This window comes from Rhizobium tibeticum (assembly GCF_900110205.1).
GTDB classification, from domain to species: Bacteria; Pseudomonadota; Alphaproteobacteria; order Rhizobiales; family Rhizobiaceae; genus Rhizobium; species Rhizobium tibeticum.
Map to the genome: position 1 here is coordinate 121,734 of NZ_FOCV01000006.1, position 21,840 is coordinate 143,573.

Annotated in this window: 19 protein-coding genes; 12 read left to right on the forward strand and 7 right to left on the reverse strand. The window is 59.3% G+C overall.

The annotated features are described in order from the left end of the window. Positions 1–22: 22 nt before the first annotated feature. The 3 genes from BSG20_RS08870 to BSG20_RS08880 are packed head-to-tail and all read right to left on the reverse strand — an operon-like array spanning position 23 to position 3,464. Positions 23–1,249, reverse strand: coding sequence for a pyridoxal-dependent decarboxylase, exosortase A system-associated (locus BSG20_RS08870; RefSeq protein WP_072373689.1), 1,227 nt, complete (start codon positions 1,247–1,249; stop codon positions 23–25). After that, positions 1,242–2,828 (reverse strand): acyl-CoA ligase (AMP-forming), exosortase A system-associated, encoded by a 1,587-nt coding sequence (locus tag BSG20_RS08875; RefSeq protein WP_072373692.1) that lies wholly within the window; start codon positions 2,826–2,828, stop codon positions 1,242–1,244. The genes BSG20_RS08870 and BSG20_RS08875 overlap by 8 nt, the downstream gene beginning before the upstream one ends. Before the next feature lie 18 nt (positions 2,829–2,846). Then, entirely contained in the window at positions 2,847–3,464 is a 618-nt protein-coding gene (locus tag BSG20_RS08880; RefSeq protein ID WP_244541297.1) for a hypothetical protein, read from the reverse strand. Positions 3,465–3,583: 119 nt separating this feature from the next. Between BSG20_RS08880 and BSG20_RS36375 the strand changes: the two genes are divergently transcribed. From BSG20_RS36375 to BSG20_RS08920, 9 genes are all read left to right on the forward strand, one after another. After that, positions 3,584–3,814 carry a hypothetical protein gene (locus tag BSG20_RS36375; RefSeq protein ID WP_167371552.1) on the forward strand — a complete coding sequence of 77 codons (231 nt, stop codon included), beginning with the start codon at positions 3,584–3,586 and terminating at the stop codon, positions 3,812–3,814. A 167-nt stretch (positions 3,815–3,981) separates the two neighbouring features. After that, positions 3,982–5,172, forward strand: coding sequence for a glycosyltransferase family 4 protein (locus BSG20_RS08885; RefSeq protein WP_244541304.1), 1,191 nt, complete (start codon positions 3,982–3,984; stop codon positions 5,170–5,172). After that, on the forward strand, positions 5,144–6,079 hold the full coding sequence (locus tag BSG20_RS08890) for a glycosyltransferase family 2 protein (RefSeq protein WP_072373697.1): 936 nt from the start codon (positions 5,144–5,146) through the stop codon (positions 6,077–6,079). The genes BSG20_RS08885 and BSG20_RS08890 overlap by 29 nt, the downstream gene beginning before the upstream one ends. A 29-nt stretch (positions 6,080–6,108) precedes the next feature. Continuing rightward, on the forward strand, positions 6,109–6,390 hold the full coding sequence (locus tag BSG20_RS35540) for a hypothetical protein (protein WP_143147469.1): 282 nt from the start codon (positions 6,109–6,111) through the stop codon (positions 6,388–6,390). A 255-nt stretch (positions 6,391–6,645) separates the two neighbouring features. Then, entirely contained in the window at positions 6,646–7,008 is a 363-nt protein-coding gene (locus tag BSG20_RS08900; protein ID WP_244541298.1) for a hypothetical protein, read from the forward strand. Between the two features lie 160 nt (positions 7,009–7,168). Beyond that, positions 7,169–7,681: a copper chaperone PCu(A)C gene (locus tag BSG20_RS08905; RefSeq protein ID WP_072373705.1), complete on the forward strand. Its 513-nt coding sequence runs from the start codon at positions 7,169–7,171 to the stop codon at positions 7,679–7,681. A 47-nt stretch (positions 7,682–7,728) separates the two neighbouring features. Continuing rightward, positions 7,729–8,097 (forward strand): copper homeostasis periplasmic binding protein CopC, encoded by a 369-nt coding sequence (copC, locus tag BSG20_RS08910; protein ID WP_072373708.1) that lies wholly within the window; start codon positions 7,729–7,731, stop codon positions 8,095–8,097. Continuing rightward, positions 8,094–8,972, forward strand: a complete 879-nt coding sequence (copD, locus tag BSG20_RS08915) for a copper homeostasis membrane protein CopD (RefSeq protein ID WP_072373711.1) — start codon at positions 8,094–8,096, stop codon at positions 8,970–8,972. The genes copC and copD overlap by 4 nt, the downstream gene beginning before the upstream one ends. Before the next feature lie 121 nt (positions 8,973–9,093). After that, positions 9,094–9,696, forward strand: coding sequence for a HupE/UreJ family protein (locus BSG20_RS08920; protein ID WP_072373714.1), 603 nt, complete (start codon positions 9,094–9,096; stop codon positions 9,694–9,696). 59 nt (positions 9,697–9,755) lie between these two features. Here BSG20_RS08920 and BSG20_RS08925 read toward each other — a convergent pair whose 3' ends face one another. Together BSG20_RS08925 and BSG20_RS08930 are read right to left on the reverse strand one after the other, a co-directional pair. Next, entirely contained in the window at positions 9,756–10,541 is a 786-nt protein-coding gene (locus BSG20_RS08925) for an SDR family NAD(P)-dependent oxidoreductase (protein WP_072373717.1), read from the reverse strand. 25 nt (positions 10,542–10,566) lie between these two features. Beyond that, positions 10,567–11,244 carry a FadR/GntR family transcriptional regulator gene (locus BSG20_RS08930; RefSeq protein WP_177309821.1) on the reverse strand — a complete coding sequence of 226 codons (678 nt, stop codon included), beginning with the start codon at positions 11,242–11,244 and terminating at the stop codon, positions 10,567–10,569. Between the two features lie 126 nt (positions 11,245–11,370). Here BSG20_RS08930 and uxuA point away from each other — a divergent pair, with 126 nt between their 5' ends. Continuing rightward, entirely contained in the window at positions 11,371–12,558 is a 1,188-nt protein-coding gene (gene uxuA / locus BSG20_RS08935) for a mannonate dehydratase (RefSeq protein ID WP_072373723.1), read from the forward strand. A gap of 63 nt (positions 12,559–12,621) precedes the next feature. Here uxuA and BSG20_RS08940 read toward each other — a convergent pair whose 3' ends face one another. After that, positions 12,622–13,026, reverse strand: a complete 405-nt coding sequence (locus BSG20_RS08940) for a response regulator (protein WP_072373726.1) — start codon at positions 13,024–13,026, stop codon at positions 12,622–12,624. Between the two features lie 189 nt (positions 13,027–13,215). Then, positions 13,216–13,920, reverse strand: a complete 705-nt coding sequence (msrA, locus tag BSG20_RS08945) for a peptide-methionine (S)-S-oxide reductase MsrA (protein ID WP_083539891.1) — start codon at positions 13,918–13,920, stop codon at positions 13,216–13,218. Positions 13,921–14,118: 198 nt separating this feature from the next. Here msrA and BSG20_RS08950 point away from each other — a divergent pair, with 198 nt between their 5' ends. Together BSG20_RS08950 and pbpC are read left to right on the forward strand one after the other, a co-directional pair. Beyond that, a complete protein-coding gene (locus BSG20_RS08950) occupies positions 14,119–19,593 on the forward strand; it encodes an alpha-2-macroglobulin family protein (RefSeq protein ID WP_072373729.1) in 5,475 nt (1,824 codons plus the stop codon). Then, entirely contained in the window at positions 19,590–21,671 is a 2,082-nt protein-coding gene (gene pbpC, locus BSG20_RS08955) for a penicillin-binding protein 1C (RefSeq protein WP_072373732.1), read from the forward strand. Before BSG20_RS08950 ends, pbpC begins: the two co-directional genes overlap by 4 nt. Positions 21,672–21,840: the final 169 nt, after the last annotated feature.

Below are 21,840 nucleotides of genomic sequence, written 5' to 3' on the forward strand. Positions count from 1 at the left end.
AGTGGATAGTGGTAACGACGTTTCAGACGAGCACCTCCGGCGGCATGGGATGCCCAAGAAATGCGGTAGGACTAGCGGTCAGGCCATAGGCACCGGCTTGGAAGATAACGACGAGATCGCCCACGTCTGCGGGTGGTAAACAGACGTTGTCACCGAGCAGATCGAGTGGGGTGCAAAGGCAACCGACTACCGAAACTGTCTCCCGCTCAAGCCTATTCATCTTGTTGCCGATGACGATGGGATAGTTGCGGCGGATCACCTGGCCAAAATTGCCCGATGCGGCCAATTGATGGTGAAGCCCTCCGTCGACCACCAGATAGACCCGGCCCCGCGACACCTTCCGGTCAACCACTCTCGTAACATAGACGCCAGACTCGCCGACAAGGTAGCGGCCGAGCTCAATGACAATTTTCGCACTAGGCAATACAGGGCGGATTGTGTTTTCAACCAGCTCGGAAAGCCTTTTCCCTACAGGAACGAGATCGAGAGAGCGGTCCTTTTCAAAGTACGGGATCCCGAAACCGCCACCGAGATTGAGGTAGCGAACGGACTGCCCATACTTTCCGGAAAGCTCCAGCAGCAGTTCGACATTGCGAGAGAGAGCTTCGCAAAGAATATCCGAGTGAAGATTTTGGGAACCTGCGAATACGTGGAATCCGAGGAAATCCAGATCTGCACTTGCCAGTTTTCCAAGCAGAGACGGCACCTCTTCGGCATCAACGCCGAACTGTTGCGGCCCCCCTCCCATCTTCATCCCGGAACCCTTGACCTGGAAATTTGGGTTTACTCGCAAAGCCACCCTTGGTCGGATGCCGAGGCGGTTTCCAGCTTCGATAATGCGGGACGCCTCTGACTCCGATTCCATCTCGATCGTCACGCCAGCGGCGATGGCCTGAGCTAATTCGATCGACGTTTTCCCGGGACCTGCAAAACTGATGTTGGAGGGAGGCACCACGGTGTCTAGCGCGGTCTTCATTTCGAATGCGGAAGCAACGTCGAACGCATCGACAAGCCCGGCCATATGCTGGACCACTGCCGGCATCGGGTTGGCCTTGACGGCATAGCTCAACTTGACGTCCTTTGGCAGAACTGAGCGGAGATAGGCCACTCTGGCGGTTATCAATCGGCGATCATAGGCGAAGAAGGGTGTCGTTCCGACGCGATCCGCGAGACGATCCAGGCGAACTCCGCCGACAGCCAGGCAGTCTTCAGCGACGTCGAACATGTCAATGGAAGGATGTTCACTCACTGTCCAATTGCTCCCTCAAGAGAACGCGGTCGAACTTGCCGTTTGGGTTGGTTGGAATGGACGCCATCTCGATGACCTTCGAGGGCACCATGTATTGCGGCAACCGATGTCTGAATGCTGTCAGCAAGGCGCCAACATCCAGCGTTTCGGCAACCGGACTTGCAACAAGAACGATACGCTGCCCAAGGGCGTTGTCATCTATCCCCATGGCAACGGCGTCGCGCGCCAGACCCGTGGCATAGGCCACTTCCTCGATTTCGGTTGGACTGACACGATACCCAGACGTCTTGATCATTTCGTCGCGCCGGCCGACGAAGTACAAGAACCCCTCTTCGTCCCGGACCACCGTATCTCCGGAAAACACGGCCAATTCGGGTTGCCGCCATGCGGCGCCGGTTCCTGGCCACGGCCGAAAGCGTTCGCTGGTGCGGGCGGGATCGTTCCAATACCCCAGCGCCACAAGCGGACCTCTGTGGACCAACTCCCCCGGCTCGCCCGGACCACAGAGCGTTCCGTCGGGCCGCACGACAAGGATTTCTGCATTGGGGATCGCCTTGCCGATCGAATCCGGCCGCCGGTCGATCTCCGACGGGTCGAGATAGGTCGATCGAAAAGCCTCTGTCAGTCCATACATCAGATAGGGAAGCGCATCGGGAAATGAAGCGCGCAGTCGGTCGAGTGTTGCCTTGGGCATCCTCCCGCCTGTATTTGCAAAGTAGCGCAGCCGAGCGCCGACTTCGGTTGGCCAGCTAAGGCCAGCGACCTGAATCCAAAAAGGTGGAACGCCGGTAATCCCCGTCACCTTGTGCTTCTCGCATAGTCGCACAACGTCAAGAGGCAGGAGGTAATTCATAAGCACGACATGGGCGCCGGAATTGAACGCCGTCGTCAACTGGCTCAACCCCGCGTCGAAACTCAGTGGCAGCACCGACAGGATCGTGTCGTGCGGACCGTTTCCGAGATAGTGACTTACGCTCTCAGCGCCCACGATCATGTTGCGATGACTGAGGACCACGCCCTTTGGCTTTCCCGTACTTCCGGAGGTGTAGAGGATCGCCGCAACATCACAGTCGACGCCTGCACAGGGAGGTTCGTCTGCTTCTGTTGGAACCAATTCGACCCACGAATGGGTGGCCGGAGATTGTTTATCATTCTCAATCTCTGATCCCGGCCCGTCGACAAGGACGACATGTTCCAGCGATGGAATGTCAGCGAGGTGGCCCTGGAGTTGGGCCAGGCGATCTGCCGATGTAACCAATATCCTGACATCGCAGTCGGCCAGTATGTAGGCGACTTGCTGTGACCTCAGTACGGGATTGATGGGCACCGTCACGCAACGTGCCGCCGCCGTTCCGAATATCGAAACGATGGTCTCCAACCGCTTATCGAGGAGAACCGCCACGCGGTCGCCTGGTCTCGTTTCGAGGGAGCCAAGGACTGAAGCAAATCCGCAGGCGTTTTGCCATAGCTCAGCGTAGCTATTGGTGATGTTCTTGTAGGTCAGCGCAGGAGAATTGCCGAACGAAGCTGCCCCGTGGCGAAGCAGATCGGAAATATTGCTCTTGATCGGCGGCTGCATTGATGTCCAAACTCCTCACTACCAAGGTACGCAGGTAAGTTCGCTGTAGAGATAATCGACCTCGCTCGGAGACACTCGATCGCTCAAGAACATCTTTGGGCGCGGCGATCGAAGCGAGATGGACAGTTTTGGGTGCACGTCGGCAAAGCGGTCTTCGACAAAGGTCGCGACAACACCAAAGCGCGTTAGCAGGTAGCTGTAGATGTGGTGAGCAGTCTCCGCGAAAAGGCCGCGGTCCCCTACATGCAAGATCGACGCAAACACCCGCAGCCTTTTGCGCGTATCCTTGCGGAATATGACGTAGCAGCAGCGATCGCGCTTTATCACAGCGAGATGATGTGCGGCGGGGGCAAGGGCATGGTCCTTGTAGATACCGAGGTTGCGTTCGTCGAGATGACGCTCGATTAGACGTGGATCGGTGACAATCGAAACGCCGCTTCCCCAACTCGGCCGAGGAAGGTTTATTACCAGGGCAGCGGCTGTGTCGATTTGCTGGAACTTGAGCCGACGATTGAGCGGAACGACATTCCCGCTTGGCGACAGATCGGTGAACGTGTAGCCACCCTGATCAAGGAGTGCCTTTAAGAGTCGCAGGCCATGCGCTCGATAGCCATCCAGGACGCACCAGGCACTCAAGTTGCAGAACTTCTCGACACTTTCTCCGACGCGTCGCGCCGAATAAAAGGCAACATACACACCGACTATGCGCTCTCCACTGACCAGCATGTAGCCGTGATTGGGAGACGTTGCCTGCCATGATGGCCGTATTGCAGATGCCCATGTCGCTGGTGACAGCCGCCCATTCAGCTCTGCATGAAGGAAGTCTGCCACTCGCTGCACGTCGCCAGAAGAAATCGGACGAAGCAATGTACTTCCATCTCTTTCTCGGGAAATTTCCTCCGGCACCGACGTGTTTTCCTTTTGCTACTCATGTAAACAAGCAAATCTCAAAATATCTTTACATACAATACTATCCAGATTCATAGATACCCATATGGTTGAACCACGGATCAACCAAAAGCCACCCTTTTTAACCGGTTTGATAACTAGAGTGGCGTGGCGGCAGGACCGTATCATCGAGCCTTGATGTGTTTTCAACACACGGGAGGCTGTCATTCCTAGCAACCATCACATTCTGATCCTGGTCGAGAATCTGCCGGTCCCGTTCGATCGTAGGGTCTGGCAGGAAGCGAAAGCGCTAATTGAGGCCGGCTATGAGGTGTCGGTGATATGCCCCAAGGGAAAGGGACACGAAAAGAGCTACGAAGTCCTGGAGGGTGTCCATATATACCGGCACGCTCTTCGCGAGGCCTCTAGTGCAGCTGGATACTTGAGAGAGTATTGCCTTGCGCTTTTTCACCAGACCTGTCTCTCTTTCCGCGTTCGCCGGCGCCAGTCAATCGACGCCATTCAGGCGTGCAATCCCCCCGACCTGATGTTCCTGGTGGCGCTGATCCACAAATTGCTATTCGGCACACGCTTTGTATTCGACCACCACGATCTCAGCCCGGAACTCTATGTTACCAAGTTTGGGCGCAAGGACATATTTCACCGGTTGCTCTGCTTCTTTGAACGGCAGACATTCCGGATGGCGGATGCCAGCATTGCGACGAACGAGACCTTCCGTGACATTGCCGTCGCACGAGGCGGCATGGCTCCCGATCGCGTCGTCGTTGTCAAGAGTTATCCGGAAGCATCGCGGTTCCGGCGCACCCTTGCTGATCAGTCGCTCATTGTCCCAGGCAAGCACCTGATTGGCTATCTCGGTATCATGGGTGAGCAGGATGGCGTGGAGACCATGGTGCGCGCCCTCGCCGAGATTATCCACGTGCGCAAGCGAAGCGACGTCCATGGCCTCATCATTGGCGATGGTCCCGAACTTGGTCGGTTGAAAAAGCTCGCAGCCGACCTGAACCTTGGCGATTCCTTAAGCTTCAGCGGCTACCTGAGCGGTCAGCCACTCATGGCGCATCTGTCTGCGCTCAACATCGGTGTCATTCCCGATCCGCCCAACGAATTCAACGACAAGCTCTCAATGAACAAGGTCTTTGAATACATGATGCTGGGCCTCCCCATCGTTCAGTTCAACCTTCGGCAAGCGACGCGCGATGCTGCAGAAGCGGCCCTTGTGGTTCCGGAGCATTCGCCAGAAGGCCTCGCGGACGGAATTCTTGCGCTTGTGGATGATCCGCAGCGGTGCATGGAGATGTCAGCTGTGGGACGAGCCGTCGCCGAGCGTGAGTTCCAGTGGGCAAACGAAGCTCGCCGCTATTTGACTGCCTACCGCACGGTGTTTCGCAGGAGGTTGGACGTCAATGATAAGCGTCATTATCCCGCATCTTGACCAGTCCGAAATGCTCCGAAGGTGCTTGGCTTCGCTGACACGCGAGGTTAACCCGAGGCTCTCGGTGGAGATAATCGTGGTGGATAACGGGTCGAAACAGATGCCCGTGGAGGTCTGCGCGTCCTTTCCAAATGTCAAGCTTCTGTCCCAATCGGTGCCCGGTCCAGGTCCGGCCCGTAATCTCGGTGTAGCAAACGCGGCCGGAGACACCCTTGCTTTCATCGATGCTGACTGTGTTGCCGCAGATGGGTGGTTAGATGAAATCGAGCACCAGTTTTCCTCGGATCCAAGTAAGTCCATCCTTGGCGGAGACGTGCGGATCGGTTGCGAAAATCCAAGCCACCCGACGCTTTTGGAAGCCTATGAAAGCGTGTTCGCCTATCGCATGAAGGAGTACATAGCAAAGCAGGGATTTACGGGAACCGGCAACCTGGCAGTGCGCGCGGAGGTCTTCGCCTCGGTCGGTGAATTTGGGGGCATCGATATCGCCGAAGATCGTGATTGGGGTCAGCGAGCTTTAAAAGGAGGCTATCGAACGCATTATTGCGAGAAAATGATTGCCTACCATCCCGCTCGCAAGAGTTTTTCGGAATTGGCCTTAAAGTGGCAGCGACACACTGCCCATGATCTTGCCCGTGTAAAGGGCAGGCGCGGCTGGAGGTTGCGCTGGATCGTGCGGGCCGCCGCTGTTGCTCTTTCACCCGTTGCAGAAGTGACACGGATTTGCAGCTCAGCGCGCCTGAGCGGTTGGAGGGCGCGTGGACTGGCTTTTGTTGGCCTCGTACTTATCCGCGGCTACAGAACCGCTATCATGGTTTTACTTGCCTGCGGCGCGACTGATGCAACGACGCTCAGCCGTCGCTGGAACCCGCGGTCCATAGCTGGAACTCCTTCAAAGAATAGGTGAGCCATCGTTCATCGCGCCGAACATCGCAGATGACATCCAGAAGACGCGAAAATCCGGCCAAGTTGACGCCGCTCGAAAGGGTGAAAAACCTGCAAAAGCAGACTGAAGCAGTGATTGCGTTGCTTTGCCTGTCGGTTCTGACCGTCAGTAGCAGCGCGCAGGCAATCGACCTTAGCCCGTTTCCTGGCCCGAACCATACCGGCGTGCCGAAGGGCACTGAGCTTACGCCCTACACGGGTCCATTGCGGAATTACCGAACCGAACGATTGCGCGGATTACGGGCCAACCACGTCGTTCGACGCTGGGGGTGAAGTCATGTCCCACGCTCCGTGCTGGACGCCCAGAATATCGCAGTCGGTGCCGCGACCGCTCATCCAGACAATGTGCAAATTGCCCTCCTCATTCAATGTGCAGCCCTCACGCGCCGCGACCGCGTCAGCGATCCCGCCGCGAGGCCCTTTCAAATTGCCGCATTGAGATTTATGGAAGTCTCCCATACTGACGTCGTGTCAGGGAGAATGAGGTTGAGAGCCAGGCAAGCGAAAATCACGCAATGGATGGTACGCATGACCTGCGCCATCGCGCTGCTGCTTGTCGGCTTCGCTCATCAAGCGCCATCCTTTGCCAAGGGCGCCCTCGTTCCCGCCGAATTTGCTGAATACGTTCTGCCGGACGGCACGCTTCCCGTTATCTGCGTAGCTGGCAAAGCTGGTGGGATGCACAAGCATGAAAAGGCACAAATGCATGGCTGCGAGGCCTGCCGGATCGGCGCCTCGGTCTTGCTGCCTGTTCCTGAGAACTCTGGCACGAAGCATATTTGGCCCTCAACCGCTGCAAGGCCGGTCTACGACACCGGGATATCTCCACGGCGAACACTCCCGCCAAATACCGGCCCGCGGGCACCTCCCCGCAATTGGGCATTTGCTTGACAGCGCATCCCGCAATGCTTGCGGTTAAGGTGGTCGCCCCTCTGGGATCCGTTTAACCCCGAAGCAGAGCGTTTCCACATCGCATTTTCATTTCGCAAGGGAGCTCGTTGACGCCGCGGTTTTTCGTGCCGTTCAGGAGCCTGTCCTGTTGGAGAACATTATGAAGCAGCTTTTGAGACTCGTCATAGCCCTATTGTTTGCCGGCTTGTTCGCCGCAATCGCCAATGCCCATGACTTCAAGGCCGGGGACATCACAATTGGCCACCCGCATGCACGCGCCATGGTGCCAAGCGCCAAGGTCGGCGGCGGATACCTCAAACTTACCAACACCGGTTCGACCGACGACAAGCTTATCAGCATCACGTCCAAGCGGGCAGCAAAGACGGAAGTCCATCAGATGAGCGTCAACAACGGCGTGATGACAATGCGCCCCGTCGCCGGTGGGCTCGTCATTCCAGCCGGTCAAACCGTCGAGCTGAAGCCAGGCGGCTTCCACATCATGTTCATGGACGTGACAGAACCCTTCAAGGAGGGCGAGATGATCAAGGCGACGCTGACATTCGAAAAGGCGGGCTCCGTCGACGTCGAATTTGAAGTTGGTAGCGCTGGCGGAACCGGTGCCAAGGACCACCACTCCGACATGGACGGCATGGATATGTCCAAACCGCAATAGGCTCCTGCCCCTTACGAAACCATCGCCTGAATTTAGAAAGTAAGATCATGCCGACACTTTCCCGCCTTGTCGCATTGTCCACCGTTGTGATCCTCAGCGTTGCCGGGCAGGCCCTCGCCCATGCACAGCTGACGAAAAGCGTGCCTGCCGACAAGGCAACGGTCGCGACTTCCCCTGCCGAACTCGACCTGCACTTCTCCGAAGAACTCGACATCAAGTTCTCCGGCGTGAAAATCACCGGTCCGGACAAGGTTATGGTGAAACCCGGCGACGCAATGCTGATGGATGAAGGCAAAACCTTGATGGTCCCTCTTCCCGAAGGGCTTGGCCCCGGCGCCTACGCCGTGGAATGGCACGTCCTTTCAACGGACGGCCACAAGACCAATGGTGCTTACGGTTTCACGGTCAAGCCGTGACACCAGATGCCGCACTCATCCTGTGCCGCTTCCTGTTTGATGCCGCCGCCGTGTTTCTATGGGGCGCATCGGCCTATCTCTGCTGGGTCGTGCCTGCAGACCTGGCGGCACAGGTGAGCCGACGGCTCCGCAACTGGTACATCCTCGCTCTTCTTCTCGTCATCGGCACGACCGCATCGCTGCTCCCGTTGCGGGCGGCAACGATCGGGGAAGGCTGGAGCGATGCGCTCGTGCCCGAGATGATGCGAACCATTCTTTCAGGAACAACCGTCGGGCAGGCCTGGATTGCCCAGGCTGGTGCCACCGTTCTCCTGGCAATTTCGCGCCTTGCGCCACTCCCGTTCAGAGACCGCGCCCGGGCGATCATCGCCGGATTGCTGTTGCTCAGTCTGACGATCAGTGGTCATGCAGCGATGAACAGTGGTGCGTTGCGGGCACCGCAGCGCCTTAACGACGGCCTTCACCTCCTGTCCGGTGGCGCCTGGCTCGGGGCCCTGGTGCCTGTCATCGTCATCTTGGCGATGCTGCGCGACGCACGATGGCAGAATGATGCGCGGGCAGCGCTGATGCGGTTTTCGACTGCGGGCCATGTTGCGGTCGCAGTCGTGATCGCGACTGGTATCATCAATACGTTCCTGATCATCGGATCGCCTCCGCTGAATTGGCGGCTCGATTATCAGTTCCTGCTCAGCGTCAAGATCGTGATCGTGTTTGTCTTGGTCGCGCTTGCGATCACCAATCGCTACATTCTTGTCCCGCGGCTCGCCCGCAGCCCATCGCTGCAGCTGCTGAAATGGGCAACTGGCGCAGAAATGGTCTTGGGCTTGGCGGTGCTAGGCCTTGTTTCGGTGTTTGGCACGATGCCGCCAACCTGAGGGGCACGACGCTTCGCAAGCGATCTACGTCAAATGCCGGTGTCGACCGATTTTTTGCTTTATCCTCCTGATCCGGCATGCCATTTTTCGGCGTCAACATTGCACACAAACGGGGGCATCCATGTTTTCAAAGAGCATCAAATTTAACATCCTGCTCGCGGCTGGCGCCCTTGCTCCGTCGCTCGCCTTCGCCCACACCGGCGTTGGACAAACGGTTGGCTTCCTCCATGGCTTCAGCCATCCGGTTTCGGGTCTCGATCACATGCTCGCCATGGTTCTGGTCGGCCTTATCGCCTGGCAGATTGGCGGCCGTGCACTTTGGCTGGTTCCTTTGACCTTCGTCTTGGTGATGGCGATCGGCGGCGCCCTCGGTATGATGGGGATCGCAGTGCCCTTTGTCGAAGCCGGAATTGCTCTTTCCGTGATCGTCCTGGGCGCTGTCGTTGCGCTAGGCATCCAGGCTCCGGTCGCCATCGCGGCAGGTCTCGTCGGCCTGTTTGCGATCTTTCATGGACACGCGCACGGCTCTGAGATGCCGGCAGCGGCAGGCGGCGTCGCTTATGCGGCGGGTTTCATGCTGGCGACCGCAGCACTGCACCTTGCCGGCATTGGCCTTGGCTATCTGATCGGCAAAGTGAGCGAACGGCGGGGCGCAGTTATCGCACGCTCGGCCGGCGGCATTGCCGCGCTGGCCGGCGTAGCCTTCCTCACCGGTCTTGTCTGACGTTTGGTGGCGTGCAGCTAGGGACCGGGGCCAACGCAAGGGGATTTTGAAAATAGGCTTCAACGCACGCCAATACCGGCCGTCAACCCGCCATCGATCCGGTGATCCGATCCGGTAATGAAGGCAGCCTTGTCCGAAGCGAGGAAGGCAGCAAGCGCGGCCACCTCCTCGGGCTCGCCAATGCGGCCAAGCGGATGCGCTTTTCCGAAACGCCGAAAGACGGCATCGACATCGGGATCGGCTCCTTCGAACGTGCGCGCGGCGAGTTCCAGGATCGGTGTGCGCACCGAACCCGGGCTGATCGATACGACGCGAATCTTGTCTGCGGCGAAGTCGATCGCCATCGCTCGCGTCAACGCATGGATCGCGCCCTTCGAGGCGACGTAGGCTGAGACGCCGGGCTGGCAGGCGAAGCCTTGCACGCTCGAGATATTGATGATGACGCCGCCGCAGCGCTTGCGCATTTCTGGCACGCCATGCTCCGCCGTCAGATGGATCGAGCCGACGTTCACCGCCATGCAGCGCATGAAGGTCTCGAAGGGTGTATCCGTGGCATTGCCATAGGGATGCACTGCCGCTGAATTGACGATGATATCGAGGCCTCCGTACACAGCGATGGTCTGGGCAAAGGCATCACGCACGCTGGCGGGAATGGAGACATCCGTATGGATGACGCGCAGGGCCAGTCCGTCTGCAGCAGCGATCTCGGCAAGCTCAGCATTGGCCTTTTCATCGATGCCGAGGGCGGCAACGGCGGCGCCTTCTCGCGCCAAATGCAATGCGATCGCGCGTCCGATCCCGGTCGTGCCCGTGACAACTGCGGTCTTTCCAGCGAATTCTCCCATCAGTCTTCTCCACCTGTTGCCGCATTCATTCAGAAATGAATTCAAGACCGGCGCTCAGATGCCGATCCATGTGATAGATGAAAGCAATCCGGTTGCGATCGCGCAGCGCTTGAAGAATGTCGCTGTGCTCGCTCACAACCGTCTGCAGCGTCAATCGTTGCGATTTACCCGCAAGCATCAAGCGCTGAATGACCGGCTTCAGCATGCCATAGGTTTCCGACAATGTGCGATTGCCCGCGCCATCCACCAGCATGCGGTGAAACTGGAAGTCGAGTTCGGAGGCACGCTCGGCGCTTTGCGCTGTCAGAATGGTCGCATTGACCGCCTCCATTTCGGCAAGAGCCTGTTCCGTAAGGCGCTCAGCAAGCACATCGAACAGGTTCATTTCCGTCAGCCGCCGATACCCCTGTATGTCGCGGAAAGCATCGACGGAAATCTCCATGGCAAAAGAAAAGAGATCGCGCATCGCGTCTTGATGCTGGTCTGTCAGGACGGCGCCGACCTTTTGCCTGGATTCAGCGACACCATACGCCTTCAACGTGCGGAAGGCCTCACGCACCGTATTCCGACTGGACTCGAACATCGTCGCCAGTTCGACCTCGCTCGGCAAGACGTCACCTACGCCAAGCCCACGCTCGCGGATCAGAAGGCGGATTTGGCGCACGACGTCATCGACTGCCGAAGCGCGATTGCCTGACTCCACTCCAATCACCTCCGTTTCCATACTATCAGCCTAATATGTTGGGTTTAATTTCACAATGATCGATTTCTTCTTGCCTCAAGGCGATGAGATTGCGATGAATTGTCCAACATTTCGAGGAGATGTCCTATGTTGGAAAGTTGGCGCTGGTTCGGGCCTCAGGACCCGGTTACATTGTCCCATGCCCGTCAGGCGGGCGCACAGGGTATCGTGACGGCCCTCCACCATATCTATGACGGCCGCGTCTGGAGGCCGGAGGACGTGGCCGAACGAATGGCACTCGTGAGAGATGCCGGCATGGTCTGGTCGGTCTGCGAGTCCATTCCCGTCAATTCGGCGATCAAACTGCGAAACGAAAACTGGCGGGGTTATGTCGACGCATGGAAGCAGAGCCTCGCCAATCTCGGCAAAGGCGGCGTGCCTATTGTCTGCTACAACTTCATGCCGGTCGTGGACTGGACGCGCACAAACCTCCTTTACCCAACCCCCGTCGGCGGTCTGGCGCTGCGCTTCGACATGATCGACTTCATCGCCTATGACGTCTTTGTCTTGAAGCGTGTGGCAGCCGAAGACAGCTACGACGCCGCACTCGTCGAGGCGGCGCGAAAGCGATTGGCGTCCATGAGCGAGGAGGATGTGCAAACCCTCGAAAAAAATATTATCGCCGGCCTGCCCGGCGGCGAGGACAGCCACACGCGCGAAACCATCCGCACGCACATTGCAGCGTTCGACGAGCTCTCAGACGACGACATGCGCAGCAATCTGGTCGACTTTCTCAAGGAGGTCGTGCCGGTGGCCGTCGAAAACAATGTCCGTCTTGCAATTCACCCCGACGACCCTCCGTTCTCGTTGTTCGGGTTGCCGCGCGTCGTATCAAGGGCGGAAGATATCGAGACCATTTTCGCGGCGGTCGATCACACCGCCAATGGTATAACCCTTTGCGCCGGGTCCTACGGCTCGCGTCACGGAAACGACGTCGTCGACCTGGCGAGCCGCTTTGCCGAGCGCATCCACTTCGCGCACCTGCGAAATGTGAGCAAGGAACCAGATGGTTCCTTCGTCGAAGCCGAGCACCTTGGTGGAGACGTCAACATGGTTTCACTGATTTCGGTCCTGCGCCGAGAAGAACGTCGCCGGGCCGCAGTCGGCAGGACCGACAGCATTATTCCAATGCGTCCCGACCACGGCCATCTCCTGATCGACGACCAGACGAAGACGGTCAATCCAGGCTATTCCTGCATCGGCCGGCTGAAGGGACTGGCGGAGCTCAGAGGCGTGATCGCAGCGGTAGATCAGCTGGACGTTCGAGCAGCCTGACGATGACCACGTCGTGACGTTGACGGTTGGTGCACCGGTCATGCGGGAATTCACATCGCAGCGTCAGGCGCTCCGGCGCACATCGAGCGCATGGCGCAAAGAGGTCTGCACAATCGATGGCGAGGCCGGCTTGCTGAGGATGTCCAGCGCGCCCTCAACACGCCCGACGACCGCTTCAGGATTGCCCGTCATGAAAACCACGGTTACGCCAAATTCCTCGACGAGACGTTCTCCAATCTCTGGCCCCGTTGCACCGTCGGCCAGGTTGACATCCACAAATGCAATGTCAGCCAGCGGCGCCAGCGTCAGCGCCTGCTCCTTGTCGCGGGCAACACCGGCCACGTCGAGCCCCATTTCCTTGATGGTCGATTCAAGGTCGAGGGCAATCAGGAATTCATCCTCAACGATCAAGACGCTTTGACGCGCAACGCCGTGTGTCGGCCGCTTGGTTTCGACATCGCTGGCCATGAAATGTCCCTTGCTTTACTCATTTTACAACTACGCTCAACATGTTGGTTGGCGCCGGGGTAACGAATGCCAGGACGATATGTTCCGGGTTGGGGCGGAATAACTTACAGCCAAAATACTGTTAACATTGACAAATCGTTAACAACGCAACCACAGTGCATGTAAGATGCCAGGTTTTATTCGGGGATATCAACCCTTTGCCTTGAGAACGAGGACAGGTCGGCTGCGAAAGTTGCGCGGAAACACCGACCTCAGGTTTTCGATTTTCGGCAAGTCGTTGATGACGATGTACGGATTTGTCGGATGGAGAGCGAGAAAATCCTGATGGTAGCGCTCAGCCGGGTAGAAGCCCTCCAGATTGTCGACGTCGGTCACGATCGGGTCCGGAAAGATGCCGGCCCGGCCGAGTTGCGCAATGTAGCTCTCCGCGATCCGACGCTGCTGCGCGCTCGCCACAAACAATGCCGATCGGTACTGTGTGCCTGTATCGGGACCCTGGTGGTTTAGCTCTGTCGGATTGTGGGCGACCGAAAAGAAAATCTGCAACAGCGTCCCGTAGCTGACCTCGGACGGATCGAAGATCACCTCTACCGACTCGGCGTGGCCTGTCGTTCCGGTGCTGACCGTCTCGTAGATCGCCGTATTGCTTGTTCCTCCTGCGTAGCCAGAGACAGCCGATTTCACGCCCTTCACGTGCTGGAAGACACCTTGAATGCCCCAAAAGCATCCGCCTGCGAACACAGCGGTTTCCGCGTTTGCCTTGATGGGCTCGTCGATCACCGGCGGCGGGAGGACAACAGCTCTCTCGGCGGCCGAGACGGGTGATCCCAACAACGTCACGACAGCCAGAATGAACCGAAAATCAAACCTTCGGAGAAGAAAAGCGGAACACATCGAAGTCTCCCCATTTCATGACGCAACGATGGTGCACGGCGCTCTATCAAGCAAATCAAAACCCAGCACCTCACGCCGATGTGACAGCGCTGCGGCAGCACCTGGCTCATTGCGAAACAGCGCATTTGTTCGAGTTGACAACCGGACGTGGAGTGCGGAGAGTGCAGCCGGATCAGCGCCAGCATCTCGGGGGGACCTATGTCTGTACGCGCGTTTTTCGCTATCGTCGCCGTTGCTGTCGCGTCAATCATCGCAAGCCTTCCTGCCCTGGCGGCGGATACGAAGCGCCAGATCCAGACGATCCAGGACGCCGATTATTTCGGCTTCGATCTGCGCACCGAACAGAATGTCACGTTGGATCAGTGTAAAACGTCCTGCATCGGCGACAAATCCTGCAAGGCGTTCACCTACAATCCGAAGGTGAAGTGGTGCTTCCTGAAGTCCGATTTCAAGACGATGAATGCCTTCCCGGGCGCCATTGCCGGCAGGATCGTCGAGACAGCCATGCAGCAGGAGCCGGACATCGGCGCAGCCCCTCGCCTCACCTTCCTCTCCGGCGACGTGATCCAGCAGGCGCGCGACGACAAGGCCAATCTTGACGTGGCCGATGATCAGCAGGGCCAGAGCGCTGACAGTCTGATTGCCGATGCCCGCCTCGACCTGACGGCGGGCAATGTCATCGACGCGATGAAGTCCTTCCGCAGTGCGCTTGCTCTTTCGCCGGAGAATGCGGATCTCTGGCTGGAAGCGGCACGTGCCGGGGACAGCTTTGTCAAGACCGACGACAATAACGGCAGCGAGATCTACGGACAGGCTGTTCTTGCCGCTGTGAACGGCTACGAGTTGACCCGGACGACGTCGAGCCGTGCCGAGGCGCTCTCCGTGCTGGCCGCCGCACTCGAAAAGAACACCAATTATCGCGCCGCCCTCAACGCCTACAAGGCAAGCCTGGCGCTCGTGAACGCCAAGGACGTTCAGGCGGCGTTCTTGCAGCTCAAATCGACGCAAGGATTTCGCATTACCGAACATACGGTCGACGCAGACAGTGCAAATCCGCGCACCTGCGCGACATTTTCGGAGTCCCTGGTCAAGACTGTGGACTATACGCCTTTCGTGACGCTGAACGGTGCCGCCCCCAAAGCGCTCGAAACCAAAGACAAGCAGATCTGCGTCGAGGGGCTGACGCATGGCGAAAATTACAAGATCACCTTCCGTACGGGCTTGCCTTCTTCCGTCGATGAAGTCCTGGAGGCTCCGGTCAGCCTCGATATCTACGTCAAGGATCGCACCGCCAGCGTGCGCTTCACCGGCGACAGCTTCGTGCTGCCGTCGACCGCGCGTCGCGGAATTCCGATCGTTTCCGTCAACATGGCCTCCGCCAATCTCAAGCTCTACCGTATCGGTGATCGCGGCATCGCGCCGCTGTTGACGAGCTCGCAATTCCTGACCCAGCTCGATGGTTACAGCGCACAACGGATCGAAGACGAAAGCGGTGAACTCGTCTGGCAAGGATCTATCGACGTCGCGAGCGATCTCAACAAGGACGTCGTCACCAGTTTTCCGGTGGATGAGGCACTGCCCGAGCGCAAGCCGGGCGTCTATGTGTTAACGGCAACCGCCCCGAACGCCCCGGACCAGGACTGGAATGCCCAGGCGACGCAATGGTTTGTCGTCTCCGATATTGGTGTCACCACCTACGCAGGCACCGATGGCCTCAACGTGTTCACCCGCTCGCTTGCATCGGCAAAACCGATCGCCGGCGTCGAGCTGCAGCTTCTCGCGAAGAACAATGAGGTGCTGGGAACCGCTACGACCGACGAGAATGGTCGGGCGACCTTTACCGCCGGTCTGATGCGTGCCACGGCAGCGCTCACGCCCGCGGTCATCACCGCTAAGCGAGGCACCGCCGACTACGTCTTCCTCGACATGACCCGTGCTGGTTTCGACCTGTCCGATCGCGGCGTAACGGGACGCGCTTCGCCAGGTGCGATCGATGTTTTGACCTGGACGGAGCGCGGCATCTACCGCGCCGGTGAGACGGTGCATGCTGCGGCACTCGCCCGCGATACCGATGGGAACGCCCTCGAGAACCTGCCACTCACCTTCATCTTTCTGCGTCCCGATGGTGTCGAGGACCGCCGAATCGTCAGTCAGACCATCAATGTTGGCGGCTACTCCGTCGATCTTCCTGTTCAGGAAAGCGCCATGCGCGGCACCTGGACGATGAACATTCACACCGATCCGAAAGGCTCACCAATTGCGACGAAGACATTCCTTGTCGATGACTTCGTGCCGGATCGCACCGACATGGAGCTCAAGACCGAAGCGAAGGTTATCGGTCCGGACACTCCGGCAACCATCAACATCAGCGGCAAGTATCTGTACGGCGCGCCAGCCGCAGGGCTTTCGCTCGAAGGCGATGTCGTCATCAAGCCGACACGGCAGGCGGAGGCATTCCCTGGCTACGTCTTCGGCCTCGCCGATGAGGAAGCCAGTGAAGACACACGCCAGACCATTGAAGGACTTCCCGAACTCGATGAGAACGGCGAGGGCATCACGCAGTTGACTGTCGGCGATCTGCCGGCGACGACGCAGCTTCTCAACGCGACGGTCTACATCCGGATGCAGGAAGCCGGCGGTCGCGCGATCGAGCGCTCGCTCGCCCTTCCGGTCAAAAACCAAGGCCCGATGATCGGCATCAAACCGGAATTCTCCGGCGACCTTGGGGAGAATTCGATCGCCAACTTCGCCGTCATCGGCGTTGGAGCGGACGGCGAGAAGCAGGCGATGAGCGGACTGCGCTGGAAGCTCTACAAGCTCAACCGCGGCTACCAATGGTATCGCGACGGTACTGCCTGGAAATACGAGCCGATCTTCACAGCGGAGCAGGTTGGCACGGGCAGTGTCAGCGCGACCGAGGACGGGGCGAGAATTTCCTCTGCAGTCGCTTGGGGGCGCTACCGCCTTGAAGTGGAAAGCACCGAGACCGACGGCCCGGCGTCCAGCGTCGAGTTCGACGCCGGCTGGTTTGTCCAGGCGACGTCGACGGAGACCCCTGACGGGCTTGAGATCGCATTGGACAAGGACAGCTACAAGGTCGGCGAAACAGCCAAGCTCAAGGTCTCTTCGCGCTATGCCGGTGAGTTGATGATCGCGGCCGGCACGGAAAACCTCGTTGCCATCCAGAACGCTACGGTTGGTGAGAACGGCGGCGAAGTCGACATCCCGGTCACCGCTGATTGGGGCGCTGGCGCCTATGTGACTGCGACCTTGTTCCGCCCCGGCGACGCACGAGAGAGCCATATGCCAATGCGCGCCATTGGCGTCAAATGGCTGAAGGTCGACCCCGCCGACCGCGCACTGCAGGTCAAGATCGACGCGCCGGAAAAGATGCTGCCGCGCGCACCGCTTCCGATTACGCTGGCCGTTGCAGGTGCAGGTGTTACCGAGGATGCTTATGTCACCGTTGCTGCCGTCGATGTCGGCATTCTCAATCTCACCCGATACGAGCCGCCGAACCCGGAAGATTGGTACTTCGGCCAGCGACAGCTCGGTCTCGAGATCCGCGACCTTTACGGACGGCTGATCGACGGTTCGCTCGGCGCTACCGGCAAGCTCAGGACAGGCGGTGATGGCGGTAGCGCGGCGCTTGAGGGAAGCCCACCGACGCAAAAGCTCGTCGCCTTCTTCTCCGGTCCGGTAAAGCTCGATGCTAAGGGCAAGGCAACCGTCAGCTTCGACATCCCGCAGTTCAACGGCACAGCCCGCGTGATGGCGGTTGCCTGGTCGAAGGCCGGCGTTGGTCATGGCACGAAGGATGTCATCATCCGCGATCCTGTCGTCGTGACGGCGAGCCTGCCACGCTTCCTCGCGCCCGGTGATGCGTCCGAGCTTCGCCTCGATATTGCCAACACCGACGCCCCAGCAGGCGATTATAAGCTGACCGTTACCGGCAACGACGCGGTGAGTTTGAACCAGGCTTCGCAGACGATCCGCCTTGAATCCGGCGCCAAATCCGCCCTGACACTTGCAGTAACGGCAAAGCAGCCGGGCACCGGCGGCGTTTCGATCAATCTCTCGGACGCGGGAGGCCTGTCGCTGGATCAAACGGTTGACGTTCCTGTCCGACCGGCTGTTTTGCCGATGACCGAACGCCGCGTGCTGGCGCTTAATCCAGGCGCCAAGCTGACAGTCGACAAGGCGCTATTGGCAGACAGTGTGCTGCCAGGTGCCTCCGTGAGTGTCAGCGTCACGCGCTCGGCGGCCTTTGACATTCCGGCCCTGTTGATGTCCCTCGATCGCTACCCGTTCGGCTGCGCCGAGCAGACGACGAGCCGTGCCCTGCCGCTGCTCTATCTGAGCGAGCTTGCCAGGCAAGCTGGCCTTGAAGATGACACCGATGTGAAGAAACGCGTTCAGGACGCAATCTACCGGGTGCTTTCCTACCAGGCCTCGGCCGGAAGCTTCGGCCTCTGGGGACCTGACAGTGGTGATCTCTGGCTTGATTCTTATGTCACCGATTTCCTGACCCGCGCTCGCGAGCAGAAATACGACGTACCGGATCGCGCCTTCGCGCAAGCGCTCGAGAACCTGCAGAACGCCTTGAGCTATGACGTCAATGTCAAGGAGCAGGGCGATCAGATTGCCTATGCGCTTTACGTTCTCGCCCGCAATAAGAAGGCCGCGATCAGCGACCTTCGATATTATGCCGATACGATGATCAACGACTTTCCAACGCCGCTTGCCAAGGCCCATATCGCGGCGGCACTGGCGCTCTATGGCGATGCGATCCGCTCGAAGAACATCTTCGTCGACGCCTTGCAGATGTCCGAGCAATCGATGGTCACGAGGGTCAATCTTTCGAGGACTGACTACGGCTCGGTCCTGCGGGATGGCGCCGCGATCCTTGCCCTCGCAGCCGAAAGCCGTCCGGTCCCGCCAGTGGTTCAGGAGCTGGCGAAGGCTGTCGCCAAGGAATGGAACCGCAGCAAATATACCAGCACCCAGGAACAGGCATGGATGCTGCTTGCCGCACGCGCCATTCAGGGCGGCGACGACTCGATCAAGATCGACGTCAACGGCGCGCTGCACAACGGCGCCTATATGGCGAAAATGACTGGAGACGCCTTGATCGGCAATGCGCTTGCCCTCACCAACCAGACAAACGATCCGGTCTCGGCTGTCGTGACGACGGTCGCCGCTCCCGTTGTGCCGCCGCCGGCAGGCGGCGACGGTTTTGCCATCGAGCGTACCTACTACACGATGGATGGCGAGCAGACGAATGTGACCGAGGCAAAGCAGAACGAGCGTTATGTCGTCGTTTTGCACATCACGGAAAGCAACAGCTGGCCGTCGCGCATCGTCGTGACGGATCTGCTGCCGGCCGGCTTCCAGATCGACAATCCAAGCCTTGTAGACAGCGCTCAACTGACCAACTTCGAGTGGATCGGCGAGGTCACGGCCGCCCATACAGAATTCCGCAATGACCGCTTCGTGGCCGCGTTCAACCGCTCGGCGGACGACAACCGCGAAATCAATGTCGCCTATGTCGTGCGCGCCGTCACACCCGGCACTTATGATCATCCCGCCGCCGTCGTTGAGGACATGTATCGCCCACAGCTTTCTGCCCGCACGGCGACCGGCAAGATGGAGGTCACTGCAGCACCGAAATGAGACTGACAAGGAAGCTCGCGATTGGAAGCGTTGCCGGCATCATCCTTGCCGGTGCTGGGCTGGTCTTGCTCCACGCCGCCGACCGGGCCTATCCGCCACCGCTCGACAAGGCCGATATGGTGTCTGCGGAAATGCTCGATGCGGACGGTCAGTTGCTGCGGGCCTTTGCAACACCGGACGGTCTCTGGCGTCTCAAGACCACTGGCGCCGATGTCGATCCACAATTCCTCAAGATGCTTGTCGCCTACGAGGATCGGCGGTTTTACACCCATGGCGGCATCGATCTACGAGCGATCGCACGTGCCGCCGTCCAGCTCGTCACCAATGGCCGCATCGTCTCCGGCGCATCGACGCTGTCGATGCAGGTCGCGCGGCTGATTGAACCACGCCAAGGCCGCTCTCTATCGGCGAAGCTCTTGCAGATGGCACGTGCGATCCAGATCGAGCGGCGGCTATCGAAGGATGAGATCCTAGATCTCTATTTGACGCATGCACCCTATGGCGGCAATCTCGAGGGCGCGCGGGCTGCAAGCCTTGCGTATTTCGGCAAAGAGCCGCGGCGGCTGACGGTCGCTGAGGCCGCCCTCCTCGTCGCGCTGCCGCAGCTGCCGGAGAAGCGCCGCCCGGACCGCAATCTTGCGGCCGCGGAGACGGCTCGCAAACGGGTGCTGGAGCGTGTCGCCGTCGCCGAGGCTGTTGGAGAGGGTGAGGCGGCACGCGCTGAAGTCGTTCCGGTGCCGGCACGACGCATGCAGCTCCCGGCGCTCGCCGCCCATGTGGCCGAGGCGGCCCGCCGCAAGGATTTGAAAGCGCTGCAATACCAGACGACCCTGAAGAAGACGGTACAGACGGGATTGGAAGCCGTTGCCCGCGCCGCCGCATTGAAACTCGGTCCGAAGCTGTCGATCGCTATGGTGATGGCGGATGCGCAGACGGGCGATATCGTCGGCGAAGTCGGTTCAGCCGATTACTTCGATGCCAGCCGCTCTGGCTGGATTGACATGACGCGCGCCAGCCGCTCGCCGGGCTCGACGCTGAAACCGTTCATCTACGGTCTCGCATTCGAGGAAGGTCTCGTCAGCCAGGAGACGATCATCGAGGATCGCCCCGCCGATTTCTTCGGCTACCGCCCACGGAATTTCGACATGAGCTATCAGGGCGACGTCACGGTGCGCGAGGCACTGCAGTTGTCCCTGAACGTGCCGGCCGTAAAGCTGCTTGATGCCGTCAATCCGGCAAAGCTGCTGATCCGCTTTCGCCGCGCCGAGGTGCGGCCTCTTTTGCCAGCGAACGAAACGCCGGGTCTCGCAATCGGTCTCGGGGGCCTCGGCATCACGCTGAAGGATCTCGTCCAGCTCTACACCGCGCTCGCCAATCGTGGCCGGCCTGTGCGCATCGGCGATGACGTCAACGAGCGGCCAGGCAAGATCGATGGTGAGGGCCTGCTTGACCCGGTGGCCGTCTGGAATGTCGCCGACATCCTCTCCGGTGTCATTCCACCGCCCGGCGCTCCCAAACGAGGGATCGCTTACAAGACCGGTACGAGCTACGGCTACCGCGATGCGTGGTCGGTTGGTTATGACGGGCGCTATGTTCTTGGTGTCTGGGTCGGTCGCCCTGACAACGGCGCTGTGCCGGGATTGACGGGGTACGGGACTGCGGCCCCTATCCTCTTTGAGGGCTTTGCAAAATCGGGGATCGCAACCACGCCCCTCCCCCGCCCGCCATCAGGAGCAATGCGGATCGCACAGGCCGATCTGGCGATCAGTCAACGTCGCTTCGCCATCAATCCAAGTGGCCTGTTGACAACCTCCGGCCGCGAGCCGGCACCGCAGATCGTCTATCCGCCTGAGGGCGCGCATGTCGATCTTGGCGCAAGACGTGGCGACCTATCGCCATTGATGCTGAAGTTGCAAGGCGGACGGGCCCCTTTCCGATGGCTTGCCAACGGCAAGCCATTGCCCGACGTCTCTCGGCGGCGCACCAATCAGTGGATGCCGGATGGCAGCGGTTACTCGAAGCTCACAGTGATTGACGCCATGGGCCGGGCCGCAAGCGTCGGTGTCTTCGTCGATTGATCACCTGAAAGGAAATCGCCAAGGCTGTCTCCAGATGTGTTTTTCGGCGTCCAGGAAATTTCCTGCCCTCAGCCTCAAAAGCAATTGGCCCCAGTTGGGCTGCCCGATCGAAACCCAGGCCCCTGGAGATGGTTCTTCCGCATGGAGGCAAAAGCACGCCTTGACGGAA